General features: G+C 65.0%; 14 protein-coding genes. 7 read left to right on the top strand and 7 right to left on the bottom strand.

Features of this window, described 5'->3' with window-relative positions; genetic code table 11:
• Window positions 1-106: 106 nt before the first annotated feature.
• On the bottom strand, window positions 107-685 hold the full coding sequence (locus IB261_RS10790) for a TetR/AcrR family transcriptional regulator (protein WP_151186576.1): 579 nt from the start codon (window positions 683-685) through the stop codon (window positions 107-109).
• A gap of 168 nt (window positions 686-853) precedes the next feature.
• Between IB261_RS10790 and IB261_RS10785 the strand changes: the two genes are divergently transcribed.
• Both IB261_RS10785 and IB261_RS10780 read left to right on the top strand, forming a co-directional pair.
• The gene (locus IB261_RS10785) at window positions 854-1,291 is read left to right on the top strand and encodes a hotdog fold domain-containing protein (RefSeq protein ID WP_192383147.1); all 438 of its coding nucleotides are present in this window, start codon (window positions 854-856) and stop codon (window positions 1,289-1,291) included.
• Between the two features lie 11 nt (window positions 1,292-1,302).
• Window positions 1,303-2,157, top strand: coding sequence for an alpha/beta hydrolase family protein (locus IB261_RS10780; protein WP_081516546.1), 855 nt, complete (start codon window positions 1,303-1,305; stop codon window positions 2,155-2,157).
• Window positions 2,158-2,195: 38 nt separating this feature from the next.
• Here the strand turns inward: IB261_RS10780 and IB261_RS10775 are convergent, their stop codons facing one another.
• The 3 genes from IB261_RS10775 to sohB form a co-directional block, all read right to left on the bottom strand.
• Window positions 2,196-2,780, bottom strand: coding sequence for a hypothetical protein (locus IB261_RS10775; protein ID WP_192383149.1), 585 nt, complete (start codon window positions 2,778-2,780; stop codon window positions 2,196-2,198).
• Between the two features lie 63 nt (window positions 2,781-2,843).
• Window positions 2,844-3,836: a YhdH/YhfP family quinone oxidoreductase gene (locus IB261_RS10770; protein ID WP_081516545.1), complete on the bottom strand. Its 993-nt coding sequence runs from the start codon at window positions 3,834-3,836 to the stop codon at window positions 2,844-2,846.
• A 55-nt stretch (window positions 3,837-3,891) separates the two neighbouring features.
• Complete coding sequence (gene sohB / locus IB261_RS10765; protein WP_081516544.1) at window positions 3,892-4,920, bottom strand: protease SohB; 1,029 nt, start codon at window positions 4,918-4,920, stop codon at window positions 3,892-3,894.
• 211 nt (window positions 4,921-5,131) lie between these two features.
• On the opposite strand from sohB, the gene IB261_RS10760 reads away from it, so the two are divergent.
• The 4 genes from IB261_RS10760 (at window position 5,132) to IB261_RS10745 (ending at window position 8,394) form a co-directional block, all read left to right on the top strand.
• Window positions 5,132-5,842, top strand: a complete 711-nt coding sequence (locus IB261_RS10760; RefSeq protein WP_081516543.1) for a histidine phosphatase family protein — start codon at window positions 5,132-5,134, stop codon at window positions 5,840-5,842.
• A 58-nt stretch (window positions 5,843-5,900) separates the two neighbouring features.
• A complete protein-coding gene (locus IB261_RS10755; RefSeq protein ID WP_081516542.1) occupies window positions 5,901-6,212 on the top strand; it encodes an SCP2 sterol-binding domain-containing protein in 312 nt (103 codons plus the stop codon).
• A gap of 319 nt (window positions 6,213-6,531) precedes the next feature.
• On the top strand, window positions 6,532-7,599 hold the full coding sequence (locus IB261_RS10750; RefSeq protein WP_081516541.1) for a phosphotransferase family protein: 1,068 nt from the start codon (window positions 6,532-6,534) through the stop codon (window positions 7,597-7,599).
• Window positions 7,600-7,626: 27 nt separating this feature from the next.
• The gene (locus tag IB261_RS10745) at window positions 7,627-8,394 is read left to right on the top strand and encodes an SDR family oxidoreductase (RefSeq protein ID WP_045208354.1); all 768 of its coding nucleotides are present in this window, start codon (window positions 7,627-7,629) and stop codon (window positions 8,392-8,394) included.
• Window positions 8,395-8,642: 248 nt separating this feature from the next.
• On the opposite strand, the gene IB261_RS10740 is transcribed toward IB261_RS10745, so the two are convergent.
• The gene (locus IB261_RS10740; protein ID WP_081516540.1) at window positions 8,643-9,287 is read right to left on the bottom strand and encodes a hypothetical protein; all 645 of its coding nucleotides are present in this window, start codon (window positions 9,285-9,287) and stop codon (window positions 8,643-8,645) included.
• A gap of 156 nt (window positions 9,288-9,443) precedes the next feature.
• Between IB261_RS10740 and IB261_RS10735 the strand changes: the two genes are divergently transcribed.
• On the top strand, window positions 9,444-10,226 hold the full coding sequence (locus IB261_RS10735; protein ID WP_081516539.1) for a TSUP family transporter: 783 nt from the start codon (window positions 9,444-9,446) through the stop codon (window positions 10,224-10,226).
• A 24-nt stretch (window positions 10,227-10,250) separates the two neighbouring features.
• Here the strand turns inward: IB261_RS10735 and nudC are convergent, their stop codons facing one another.
• Together nudC and IB261_RS10725 are read right to left on the bottom strand one after the other, a co-directional pair.
• Window positions 10,251-11,063 carry an NAD(+) diphosphatase gene (gene nudC, locus IB261_RS10730; RefSeq protein WP_412548053.1) on the bottom strand — a complete coding sequence of 271 codons (813 nt, stop codon included), beginning with the start codon at window positions 11,061-11,063 and terminating at the stop codon, window positions 10,251-10,253.
• A gap of 26 nt (window positions 11,064-11,089) precedes the next feature.
• Window positions 11,090-12,763 carry a FimL-related protein gene (locus IB261_RS10725; RefSeq protein WP_081516537.1) on the bottom strand — a complete coding sequence of 558 codons (1,674 nt, stop codon included), beginning with the start codon at window positions 12,761-12,763 and terminating at the stop codon, window positions 11,090-11,092.
• Between the last annotated feature and the right edge of the window lie 24 nt (window positions 12,764-12,787).

Raw genomic sequence — 12,787 nt, 5'->3', positions numbered from 1 at the left:
CGCAGCCGGGACAACGGCGGATAACCTGTTCCAGGTTATTCGTCCTACGGTTCGGCGAGCCCCCTAGTGGCTCGCTCCTACCGGGTGCCATTGCGCGACCACGGTATCAGGCGCGGACGCTGTCCCACGCGATCTGCGCCAGTTGCTCACGGCACTCGATCAGGTCCACCCGCGTGCGACCGGCCAGCCAGTTGCGCGCGTAGTCATGAGTCGGACCAATCACCACGGAGTTGAACAACTCCGCCGACAGCGCCTTGAACGCCCCCGCCTTGCGGTGTTCGGCCAGCAGCTCGGCAATACGCCGGCCCTGCTGGCGGTTGGCTTCGCGCAGTTCCTCGCCCACCTCCCCCGCTTCCACCCGCCCGCGGCTGTGCAGGATGAAGCGCGCCCACTGCGGATTGGCCGAGACCCAGTCGATGTAGGAGGTGACGAACAGCTTCACCACTGCCTCGGCGCTCTTCGCCCCCTCCAGCCCGGCGTCGAGCAACGCCGCGTACTGGCCGATGCCGGTCAGGTACAGCGCGCCGATGATGCGCTCCTTGTTGCCGTAGTGGTGATAGAGGCTGCCGATGCTGGCACCGGAGCGATCGCGGATCATCTCGATGGTGGTGGCGTCCACGCCGGATTCACTGAAACAGGCCAGCGCGGCCTGGAGGATGTCGTCTTTGCGGGAAGGTCGGGCCATGGGGGTCCTGTATCGGAATTCGGTCCAGAAAGTAATTCTAGAATAATTTTCTAGAATTACTTTCTAATCTTCGTATACTGCCTGGGCGCGCACCGCTCTTCAATGACAGTTCTTCAATCACAGCTCTTCAATCCCAGCTTGCCCACCCCATCAGCCTGCGGAGCCACCATGAGCCAGATGCTGCAGATGTTCCAACAGGCCGGCCCGGCGCAGTTCAGCGCCATGATCGGCCAGGTCGCCCCCTACTTCTCTACCATCGCCCCGCAGTTCGTCGAGCTGCGTCCGGGCTATGCAGAAGTCACCTTCCCCAAGCGCCGAGAAGTGCTGAACCACATCGGCACCGTGCACGCCATCGCCCTGTGCAACGCCGCCGAACTGGCGGCCGGTACCCTGACCGACGTGTCGATCCCCAAGGGTCGCCGCTGGATTCCCCGCGGCATGACCGTGGAATACCTGGACAAGGCCGAAGGTGATGTCCGCGCCGTGGCCGACGGCCTGGCAATCGACTGGAACCAGGAAGGCGACATCACCGTACCGGTGCTGGCTTATGTCGGTGACAAGAAGGTCTTCCGCGCCGACATCACCCTGTACGTCAGCCAGGCCTGAGGGACGCTGCCATGATCACCCCGCTCCCCCGCCCCCTGGACAACGGTAACGGCCACAGCCTCTCCAGCCACTGGTACTACCCACCCGGCGAAGCCCGCGGAGCGGTGCTGATCGTCCCCGCCATGGGCGTCGAACAGCGCTTCTACACCGCCTTCGCCAACTGGCTAGCGGAGCGCGGCTTCCTCACCGTGACCTTCGACTACGTCGGCATGGGCAAGTCCCGCGCCGGCCACCTGCGCGACCTGGACGTCAACGTCGTCGCCTGGGGCAACCACGATTGCAGCGCCATGCTCGACGCCGTGGTCGAGGCCGCTGGCGAGTTGCCGGTGTACTGGATCGGCCACAGCCTGGGCGGGCAGATCCTGCCCTTCGTCCGTGGTAACGAACGCATCCAGCGAGCCTTCACCATCGCCACCGGCAGCGGCTACTGGCGCGAGAACACCAAGGGATTGCGGCACAAGGCCTGGCTGCTCTGGTACTGCCTGGCACCGACCATCACGCCGTTGCTGGGCTACTTCCCGGGCAAGCGCCTGGGCGTGGTAGGCGACCTGCCGCGCGGGGTGATCGAGCAATGGCGGCGCTGGTGCCTCGACCCTGAGTATGCCGTGGGCGCGGAAGGCGGTGCGGTGCGCGAGGCGTATTCATCGGTGCGCACGCCCATCACCTCCATCTCCTTCACCGACGACGAGATGATGTCCGGCCGCAATACCGAGTCGCTGCACGGCTTCTACCGTGGCTCGCCAAAGACCGTGAAGCGAATCGCCCCGGAGGACATCGGCGTGAAACGCATCGGCCACTTCGGCTTCTTCCGCAGCCAGTTCGCCGATTCGCTGTGGGCGGGCTACCTGCTGCCGGACCTGGGCTGAAGCTCAAGCGGCAACAAGCGCAGAAAGATACCCAGCGGTTAGCGAACCAGCTCTCCGCTGGAAGTCCTGATCTCGTCGACATGAAAGCCCAACGACGACGTCCGCCCCACTAACCGATATTGAGCAGTCACCGGCAAGGCCTCGAACTGCTCCGCGCCGACACAGAGGTAATCAGGCCACACCGCACGCAGCACGGGCCCCACGAGTCGGTAGTCGCAAGCCCGCCGACTATGCACGCGCTCTTTCGTCAAAACAGCCTCGACCTGCATCGCGCGCCCAACCAACCGCGAATACAGATCGGCAGCCCCTCGCACCACCCCCAGCCACACTACGAAGTAAAGAAACAGCGGAAGCGCCAGAACGGCCAGCCACTTGCGCCAGAAGGAATTTGTGCTTTTCAGGGGAACGCGTCCCAGCGCCAGGTTCACTAGGAAGACAAACATCGCGATGGCCGTGATGGCAGCTGCAATGTAGGCGCCAATGGACTGCCAAACGGGGGCAGGCACAAAATCGGTGATCGCTCCATAACCGAACATGCCCAGCGCAAAGTACATGCAGAGCACCCAAGCTAACCGCTCTTTTGATGGGCTTTCGCTGCCGATAACCGCTGTTTTCCAGCTCACTCTGCGGCCTCCCTGCCCCAGAAAGAACAAAGGAGCCCATTGCAGGCTCCTCCATAGTCCATCTCAGTCCAGCGTCACCAGCACCCGGCCGACCAGCTTGCCGGCGAGGATCTGGTGGATGGCGGCGGGCAGGTCGTCGAGCTTGACCTCGCGCACCGCCGCTTCGAGGTTGTCGAGCTTCCACTGCAGGGACAGCTTGTCCCACATGGACGCCTTGACCACCAGCGGCAGCTCTACCGAGTCGACGCCCAGCAGGTTCACGCCGCGCAGGATGAAGGGCAGCACGGTGGCCTTGAAGGCGGCGCCGGCAGTCAGGCCGCAGCAGGCGACGCTGCCGCCGTATTGCAGCGACTTGACCACGTTGAACAGGATGTCGCCGCCCACGGTGTCCACCGCGCCGGCCCACTGCTCGCGCAGCAGCGGCTTGTCGACGCCATCGGAGACGGTGGCACGGTCGAGGATCTGCCGCGCGCCCAGGCGGTTCAGCAGCTCGGCCTGCTCCAGCTTGCCGGTGGCGGCGGCCACGGTGTAGCCCAGTTGCGCCAGCAGCATCACCGCGATGCTGCCCACGCCGCCGGTGGCGCCGGTGACCAGGATCGGGCCCGCGGACGGCGTGACGCCAGCGCGCTCCAGCTTGTCGACGCACAGCGCGGCGGTCAGGCCGGCGGTGCCGAGGATCATCGATTCACGCAGCGACAGGCCCTGCGGGCGCTTGATCAGCCAGGCCGCGGGCACACGGATGTACTGGCCGAAACCGCCAGGGGTGTTCATGCCCAGGTCGTAGCCGGTAACGATGACTTCGTCGCCAACGGCGAATTCGCCCACCGAGGATTCTTCCACCACGCCAGCAGCATCGATGCCGGGAGTATGCGGGTACTTGCGGGTGACGCCACGGTTGCCGCTGGCGGACAGCGCATCCTTGTAGTTCAGCGAGGAATACTTCACCCGCACCAGCACTTCACCCGCCGGCAGATCGGCAACCTGCCGCTCGGCCACCTGCAGGTCATACACGCCATGCGCGCTCTCCGTGACCCACAACGCCTTGAATGCACTCATCTCGACCCTCCTCTTTCGAATTTGGAACGGGCGCGATCCCGGCGCCCGACGACGATCATTGCCAGAAGCGGCTGCGACCCAGGCGGTCCCACCAGGTCACCAGCACGCGATCGATCACACCGCTGACGCCCACGCCGAAGCGCTCCTGGATGGACTTCTTCTGTACGTAACTGAGCTGGTAGACATCCGCCTCGCGAGCGCGTTCGGCCAGGTATTCGTCACTGGTCTTGAGCTCGTCGACCAGCTTCTTGCCCAGCGCCGCCTGACCCAGCCAGACCTCGCCGGTGGCGATCTCGTCGATGGCCAGTTGCGGGCGGTAGTGGACAACGAAGCGCTTGAACAGCTCGTGGGTGGTTTCCAGGTCTTCCTGGAACTTCTCCCGGCCCTTGTCGGTGTTCTCGCCGAACACGGTCAGGGTGCGCTTGTACTCGCCAGCGGTGAGCACCTCGAAATCGACGTCGTGCTTCTTCAGCAGGCGATGGATGTTGGGCAGCTGCGCCACCACGCCAATGGAGCCGAGAATGGCGAAGGGTGCGGAAAGGATGCGTTCGCCGATGCAGGCCATCATGTAGCCGCCGCTGGCTGCAACCTTGTCGACGCAGACGGTCAGCGGTACGCCAGCCTGACGGATGCGCGCCAGCTGAGAGGCCGCCAGGCCGTAGCCGTGGACCATGCCGCCGCCGCTCTCCAGGCGCAGCACCACTTCGTCACGCGGGGTGGCGAGGGTCAGCAGCGCGGTCACTTCATGGCGCAGCTGCTCGGTGGCCGAGGCCTTGATGTCGCCGTCGAAGTCGAGCACATAGACGCGGTTCTTCTCGCCGCCCTTCTTCTTTTTCGCTTCCTTCAGGCTTTTCGCCTCGGATTTGCGCAGGGCCTTGAGCTTGGTCTTTTCCAATACGCTATGTTGCAGGCGCTCGCGCAATTCCTTGTAGAAGTCGTTGAGCTTGTGCACTTCAAGATGCCCGCTGCCGCCGCGACGACCGCGGCCGCGCAGTGCGGCGATCACCACCAGGACGATGACGATGGCCACCACCACGGTGAAGGTCTTGGCCAGGAAACCCGCGTAATCCGCTAGAAACTCCACTCACATCCCCTTTTACAATTCTGGTCGAGCCCGCCAGGCGAGCGCAGCGAATCCCGCAAGCATACCCACGCCGCAGGCCCGCCACCAGCGCTGGCAAACCGCTGCATCAGTCCAGCGAATGCCATTCAAACAAGCGTATGTTTTTTCGTTGACAGCCCCAGGTGATCCTCATAACCTCGCCGGAACTTTCAGCCCTGCCGGGATACTGCGCGTGGGAAGCATCTACCTGATTCGACATGGCCAGGCTTCATTCGGTGCCGACGACTACGATGTGCTCTCGGCCACTGGCGTACGCCAGGCTCAAATCCTCGGCGAACACTTGGCCGGCCTGGGCCTGCGCTTCGATCGCTGCGTGGCCGGCGACCTGCGCCGCCAGCGCCACACCGCCGAAGCGGTGATGGGCCGGCTGAACGAAGCCGGGATCGAAACCCCCACCCTGGAAATCGACTCCGCCTTCAACGAATTCGAAGCTGACGCCGTGATCCGCGCGCACCTGCCGGACCTGCTCGAGATCGAGCCGCAGGCGCTGCACATCATGCGCAACGCCGCCGACCACCGCGCCGAGTTCCAGCGCCTGTTCTCCACCGTGATTGCCCGCTGGGTTTCCGGCGACCACGACAAGGACGGCCTGGTCAGCTGGGCCGAGTTCCTCGACACCGTGCACGGCGGCCTCCAGCGCCTGCTGGAGTCGGCCAGCGGCAAGGACAACATCGGCGTGTTCACCTCCGGCGGCACCATTACCGCGGTGCTCCAGCATGTGACCGGGATTCCGGCGCTGAACGCCTTCGAACTCAACTGGCAGATCGTCAACACCTCGCTCAACCGCCTGAAGTTCCGCGGCAGCGAAGTGGCCCTGGCTTCCTTCAACAGTCACGTGCATCTGGAACTGTTGAGGGCGCCGGAACTCATCACCTATCGTTGAGTACCGGCCCATTGCGACGCGAGCGTCGCGCGAGAAAACCTAGAAAAGGAATAGAACCATGAGTGTTGCTGACATCGTTTCCACCATGCAGAGCAAGTTCAACGCCAGCGCGGCCGCCGGCCTGGATCTGGTGTTCCAGTTCAACATCGAAGACGGCGACAACCACTACCTGGTCGTCAAGGACGGTACCTGCCAGGTCGTACAGGGCGACGCCGAGTCCCCCAACGTCACCCTGATCATGGACAGCGAAACCCTCAAGGGCATCACCAGCGGCGAAACCGACGGCATGCAGGCCTTCATGGCTGGCAAGCTGCGCGCCGAAGGCGACATGATGCTGGCGATGAAGCTGGGCGAACTGTTCCCGGTCTGATCCGAGGAAAACCTGCCCGCGCAGCACGAGAAACCGGAGTCCATGGCTCCGGTTTTTTTATGCCCGCGCCCCGCTGCAATACCCGGATCAGGCAGCTTGATCGGGGTCCAACACGAACGCCAATAAGGGCTTTGTGTGCTTGTGACGGGCAAGGCCTGACATTAGATTAGCCAATGATCACCCGGCGCCATCATTGCTTTGCCTGATCCTGCCGCGACCCATCGGGCAAGATACAGACGCCGGCCTGCGCGCACCTCGCCAGGAGCCCTGGGCCCTCGCGGGGACGATTCGTAAAAGCCCGTACAAGAAAGGGACCAGCATGTCGTTGACCGACCAGACCATCCGCTCCCGCGAAGGCGAAGAACTCGATGCCGCCGTGATCGACGGCTTCCTCAAGGACCACATTCCCGGCCTGCAGGGTCAGCCGCGCATCAGCCAGTTCCCCGGCGGCGCCTCGAACCTGACCTACCTGATCCAGTACGACAACCAGGAACTGGTCCTGCGCCGCCCGCCGTTCGGCAAGAAGGCCAAGTCCGCCCATGACATGGGCCGCGAATACCGCATCCTGAATCAGCTCAAGGACGGTTTCCCCTACTGCCCCAAGGCGTACGCCTACTGCACCGACGAGTCGGTGATCGGCGCCGAGTTCTATGTCATGGAGCGGGTCAACGGCATCATCCTGCGCAGCGACCTGCCCAAGGAACTGAACCTCGACGCCGGGAAGACCACCGCGCTGTGCAAGAGCTTCATCGACAAGTTCGTCGACCTGCACAACGTCGACTACAACGCCTGCGGCCTGGGTGACCTGGGCAAGCCCGAGGGCTACGTGCAGCGTCAGATCGGCGGCTGGATCGATCGCTACGAGAAATCCCTGACCCCCGACGCGCCGGCCTGGGAACAGGTGAAGGTGTGGCTGCGCGAGAAGATGCCGGCCGACCACCACAAGCCGGGCATCGTCCACAACGACTATCGCTTCGACAACGTCATCCTCGACCCGAACAACCCGATGCAGATCATCGGCGTGCTCGACTGGGAGATGACCACCATCGGCGACCCGCTGATGGACCTGGGCAACACCCTCGCCTACTGGATCGAAGCGGGCGACCCGCAGCCGATGCAGATGCTGCGCCGTCAGCCCAGCCACGAGCCGGGCATGCTGACCCGCCAGCAGTTCGCCGACTACTACGCCGAGCGCGCCGGCATCCAGATCGACAACCTCGATTACTACTACACCTACGGCCTGTTCCGCCTGGCCGGCATCATGCAGCAGATCTACTACCGCTTCTTCCACGGCCAGACCCAGGACAAGCGCTTCGCCACCTTCATCCACGCCAACAAGCTGCTGGAACAGGTGAGCCTGCAGGTCATCGGCAAGTCCCGCCTGTAACGGCGCCCCAGAACAAGGAGAACCCCCATGTCCAAGACCCAACTGTTCGACCTCGAAGGCAAGATCGCCTTCGTCTCCGGCGCCAGCCGCGGCATCGGCGAGGCCATCGCCAAGCTGCTGGCCCAGCAGGGTGCCCACGTGATCGTCTCCAGCCGCAAGATCGACGGCTGCCAGGCCGTGGCTGACGAAATCGTCGCCGCCGGCGGCAAGGCCACCGCGATTGCCTGCCACATCGGCGAGATGGAGCAGATCCAGGCTGTCTTCGCACAGATCCGCGAGCAGTTCGGCCGCCTGGACATCCTGGTCAACAACGCCGCCACCAACCCGCAGTTCTGCAATGTGCTGGACACCGACCTGTCGGCCTTCCAGAAGACCGTCGACGTGAACATCCGCGGCTACTACTTCATGTCCATCGAAGGCGGCAAGCTGATGAAGGCCAACGGCGGCGGCAGCATCATCAACGTCGCCTCGGTCAACGGCGTCACCCCGGGCGAGTTCCAGGGCATCTACTCGGTAACCAAGGCCGCGGTAATCAGCATGACCAAGGTCTTCGCCAAGGAATGCGCGCAGTTCAACATCCGCTGCAACGCCCTGCTGCCGGGCCTGACCGACACCAAGTTCGCCTCGGCGCTGGTGAGCAACGATGCCATTCGCAACGTCGCCCTGCAGCGCATCCCGCTCAAGCGCGTGGCCGATCCGAGCGAGATGGCCGGTGCCGTGCTGTACCTCGCCAGCGACGCCTCCAGCTACACCACTGGCGTGACGCTGAACGTGGACGGCGGCTTCCTCGCCTAAGCGCTATCGCGGAAACCAAAAAGGGAGCCGGTTGGCTCCCTTTTTCTTTGGTGAGGATTGGGCTCGCTCAGACAAGATCAAAAGCCCCTCACCCTAACCCTCTCCCGCAAGCGGGAGAGGGGACTGTTTGGTGCAGGATGACACCACAGTGCCAGCCGGCACGAGTTGCCCCCTCTCCCCCTGGGAGAGGGTTGGGGTGAGGGAATGAGGCGGCACAGACTTCACAGAGGAAACCAGTTGCTCCCGGCTCACTGCCAATCCTTGAGAGCCTGGTTCGCCGCCGCATTCATCGGCTCGGCGGTCAGCCCGCCGGCCCCGTAACGCACCGCGAAAACAGCCTGGTCGGCCAGCGGCAGGTAGTTCACCCGGCCCGCCTTGGGCACGAAGGTCAGCAGGTCATGCTGGCCGTCGCGCAGCCATCGCCACAGATCGAGACCCAGCACGTCGTCCGCCAGCGCCACCTTGCGCCCCAGGCTCTGCTGCTCGACGGCGAGGAATCGGCCGCTGAGGTCCTGCAGGCGGTAACCCGGCGCCATCCCTATCAGCCGCGCCAGGCCTTTCCATTCCAGCACCCGCGCATCCAGTTGCCAGAGGTCGCCGGCCAGTTCAACACGACGCTCGTCATCGCCCTGCAGCAACGTCACGTCATACCGCTGCTCACCGACCTTGTGGAAGCTCAGCGTCGCCAGCGGGCGCTCTGCCGGTAGCGGGTCGTAGCTGCGCAGGTCCCAGGCCACCAGCGCCACCAGTGCGGCCACGGCCACGAACAGCATGCCCGCCGTACCCCGCAGCCAGCCGAGGAACCAGTGACGGTCGAACAGAATGCGGGCGGCTACCACCAGGGCCAACAGCGCCAGGAAGGCAACGACCCAGGCCAGACCGTCGTACTGCATCGAATGATTTCCTTCCTCGTAGAAATGCCGGCATTATGCGCACCGCGTACCTGCACGGCCAGCCAGACCGTCGCAGCTTTCGGGCCCGTTAACGTTTCCCGCGCACCATTCTTTACGAGAGAGTGGCGCCACGGGCCCCCGATCAAGGCCAACCCCATGCCCTTCGAACTCGTCGTAGACCCGACCACCCTCGTCATTCTCGCCGGCGTCGCCTTCCTTGCCGGCTTCATCGACGCCATCGCCGGCGGCGGTGGCCTGCTGACCATCCCTGCCCTGCTCACCGCTGGCGTCCCTCCGCACCTGGCGCTGGGCACCAACAAGCTGAGCTCGACCTTCGGCGCCGCCGTGGCCAGCTACACCTTCTACCGCCGCAAGCTGTTCCAGCCGCGCCAGTGGCGCAAGGGCCTGATCGCCACAGCCATCGGCGCAGCGCTCGGCGCCTGGGCCGCGCACCTGATGCCGGCGGAATGGCTCAACCGCATGCTGCCGGTGGTGGTCTTCGGCTGCGGCCTGTACCTGCTGTTCGGCAAGACGCCCGAAGCGCCTCTGGACGCCAATCCGCAAATCGCCCAGGGCCGTCAGTGGCCGCAAGGCCTCGGACTGGGCTTTTACGACGGCGTGGCAGGCCCCGGAACCGGCGCCTTCTGGACCGTCAGCACCCTGCTGATGTACCCGCTCGACCTGGTCCGCGCCAGCGGCGTGGCGCGCAGCATGAACTTCGTCAGCAACATAGTCGCGCTGGCGGTGTTCATCGCCTCGGGTCAGGTGGTCTGGCTGATGGGCCTGTGCATGGGCAGTTCGCTGATGATCGGCGCCTACTTCGGCGCGCGCACGGCGATTGGCGGCGGCGCCAAATTCATCCGTCCGGTATTCATCCTGGTGGTACTCGCCTTGACCGTGCGCCTGGCCTGGCAGCACTGGTTCACCGCCGCGGCCTGAGGGAGGCCGGAGCGGCGCCTGGAATCAGGCGCCGCCGGGCAGGACAGGATCGGGACGACCGGCGCGGCGCGCCAGGTAGACCTCGATCAGGTAGCGGGCGATCGAGCGTTCGGCCGGCAGGCGCGGCAGCTCGTCGACGTGGAACCAGCGGGCGTCCTCGATTTCGTCCGGCTGCATGACGATCTCACCGCTGACGTACTCGGCGTGGTAGCCGAACATCAGCGAATGCGGGAACGGCCAGGGCTGGCTGCCCATGTAGCGGATATTGCCGATCTCGACGCCCACCTCTTCGCGCACTTCGCGCGCAACGCAGTGCTCCACCGACTCGCCCGGCTCGACGAAGCCGGCCAGGGTGCTGTACATCCCCGGCACGAAGCGCGGCGAACGTGCCAGCAGTACCTCATCGCCACGGGTCACCAGCACGATCATGCTCGGCGACAGCAGCGGGTAGCGCTGGATGCCGCAGCTTTCGCAGTGCATGGCGCGGTCGCGGGGCATGCGCAGGCTGGGCTGGCCGCAGCTGCCGCAGAAGCGGTTCTGCCGCCACCAGATGCCGATCTGGCTGGCGAAGCCGAGCATGGCGAAGATGTCTTCCTCGGCCTGCATCATGAACTGGCGCAGGCCGATCCAACTGGCGCCTTCCAGCGGGTCGGTACGGTCGATTTCCAGCAGGTACACCGGTTCGCCGTCGAACTGGCCGACAGCATGTTCGGACAGCACCGAAAGATCCTGGCGCTTGAGCCAGTCACGGGGGAACAGCACGCCGTTGCTGTCGGCGAGGAACTGCTGCTGGCAGTGGGCAAGCGCCCAGCCGCCGTTGGCAGCGACCTCGAACATCGAGGACTCCCAGCGCCCGGTGCGCATCAGGCTGCCACCGTCAGGCCCAGGGCCTTGACGCTCTCGCTGGCGACGTCGAGGACGTCGGGTTGGCCTTCAGGCCGCATCATGGCTCCACCCTCCAGGTAGTACTCCAGGCCGGTCAGCGCATCCGCCAGGGTTTCCAGCATCTGCTCGGACGGCATCTGGGTCGTCTCGATCATCTGCCCCTGAATGTAATCGGCACAGGCGCCCACGAGCAATGCCGCGCGCTCCTGGCCGAGGAACCACAGGCCGCCGCGCACTGCCTGCAGGCTGATCGGCACGTTGGCCAGGTGAAGTTTGTCGCCATTGGATTCCAGGTAGGCGGTGATCGCGCGCTTGGCCAACGCCAGGCCCGCCTGAGCCTCGTCGATCACCACAATGCGCGCTTCGGCGAGCTGGTGCACAGCGAAGGAGTCATCCTCACCCATCGGCGCCGGACGCGCATTCATGCGCTCGCCACGCTCCAGGTTGCCGACCATGCTCTCGACGTAGAGCAGCGCGTCGGCCAGGGAGTTGAGGGCGGCAGGCTCGTCCACCGAGCCCTTGGCGACCCAGCCGGCGACCACGCCGTGCTGGTGCTGCAGCGAAGTGGCGGCGGAATTCAGGCCGACCATGCCCAGGGTCTTGGCCAGCTTGCCCAACTGAGTGTGCAGGATGCCCAGCGCATCGGCCTGGGACACGCCACGCTCGATCAGGTCGAGCTGGTCCTTCACCGCCGTGAGTTCCTCGCGGATCGCCACCGACAGCGAGCGCATCACCGACTTGCCCGGGCCGGACAGGCGTTGCGACTCGTCTTCGAGCAGGTGATCGGTGAACGGCAGCGGTGCCAGGCCGAAGACCTGGCGCAGTTCGGTCGCGCGCACGCCGCTGGTGTCAGCCAGCGTGGTGAGATACAGCAACTCCTTGAGCAGCTGCCGTGGCGCTTCGTACTGCGGGTTGGCGATCAGCTGCTTGAGTTCGCGGTCCAGGCGCGAGAACACCTGCTTGCGCGTCTTGCGCGGCAGCATCTGCGCGTCCACCAGCGACTCCAGCGCGCCAGCGCCGACCCAGCACAGGCGGGTGCGCGCGGCGCTGCCCAGCAGTACGTCGAGCTTGCCCAGTGCGCGCCCCATGAGCTTGAGGCTGGGATAGAGATTCTGTTCGCGAATCAGCCCGACCAGGCCGACCTGGTACATCTGCCGCAGACGGCGGACTTCGCGGGCCGGGTCTTCCACCTGCGGTGCGGTAACGGCGCGCAGCGGGCGTGGCAGGTCCAGGCGCGCGCTGAAGAAGAAGCTCTCCGGCAGCGCGGGCTGGCCAGCGGCCTGGCGCACATCGTTGATCGCCGGCAGCAGCAGCTCGGGGATTTCCTGGCGGTGCGCCTCGAGGTTTTCCAGGTAGCGGCGCAGCACGTAAAGCGCATTGCCGAGCGCTGCCAGCTGGCCGTCGCGGTCTTCACTGACCCCGGTCGGAATGTCGGTGGCCAGGTCCAGCGCTTCCTGCGCCAGCAGCTCGGCGCCGGCCAGTTCGATGAGATTCAGCGTACCGCGAATCTGGCTCAGGCAATCGACGGAATGTTGCAGCAGGCTGCCGTTCTGACGCTCGGCGATGAAGTGCTCGAGATTCTGCTCGGCCTCCTCCATCGTCGCGAACAGCTCGTCGCGGACCAGACTGAGGGACGTGGCTCCAGTAACCATCGGCCTAGTGCGCCTCCTGCGCGC

Source organism: Pseudomonas sp. PDM20 (assembly GCF_014852575.3).
Taxonomy (GTDB): domain Bacteria; phylum Pseudomonadota; class Gammaproteobacteria; order Pseudomonadales; family Pseudomonadaceae; genus Pseudomonas.
This window is presented reverse-complemented; position numbering and strand designations above follow the sequence as displayed.

What these genes read in the sequence shown, in the direction of transcription:
- IB261_RS10790 (WP_151186576.1), bottom strand. Translation starts at nt 685, where the DNA reads ATGGCCCGACCTTCCCGCAAAGACGACATCCTCCAGGCCGCGCTGGCC.
- IB261_RS10785 (WP_192383147.1), top strand. Translation starts at nt 854, where the DNA reads ATGAGCCAGATGCTGCAGATGTTCCAACAGGCCGGCCCGGCGCAGTTC.
- IB261_RS10780 (WP_081516546.1), top strand. Translation starts at nt 1,303, where the DNA reads ATGATCACCCCGCTCCCCCGCCCCCTGGACAACGGTAACGGCCACAGC.
- IB261_RS10770 (WP_081516545.1), bottom strand. Translation starts at nt 3,836, where the DNA reads ATGAGTGCATTCAAGGCGTTGTGGGTCACGGAGAGCGCGCATGGCGTG.
- IB261_RS10755 (WP_081516542.1), top strand. Translation starts at nt 5,901, where the DNA reads ATGAGTGTTGCTGACATCGTTTCCACCATGCAGAGCAAGTTCAACGCC.
- IB261_RS10750 (WP_081516541.1), top strand. Translation starts at nt 6,532, where the DNA reads ATGTCGTTGACCGACCAGACCATCCGCTCCCGCGAAGGCGAAGAACTC.
- IB261_RS10745 (WP_045208354.1), top strand. Translation starts at nt 7,627, where the DNA reads ATGTCCAAGACCCAACTGTTCGACCTCGAAGGCAAGATCGCCTTCGTC.
- IB261_RS10740 (WP_081516540.1), bottom strand. Translation starts at nt 9,287, where the DNA reads ATGCAGTACGACGGTCTGGCCTGGGTCGTTGCCTTCCTGGCGCTGTTG.
- IB261_RS10735 (WP_081516539.1), top strand. Translation starts at nt 9,444, where the DNA reads ATGCCCTTCGAACTCGTCGTAGACCCGACCACCCTCGTCATTCTCGCC.
- nudC (WP_412548053.1), bottom strand. Translation starts at nt 11,063, where the DNA reads ATGTTCGAGGTCGCTGCCAACGGCGGCTGGGCGCTTGCCCACTGCCAG.
- IB261_RS10725 (WP_081516537.1), bottom strand. Translation starts at nt 12,763, where the DNA reads ATGGTTACTGGAGCCACGTCCCTCAGTCTGGTCCGCGACGAGCTGTTC.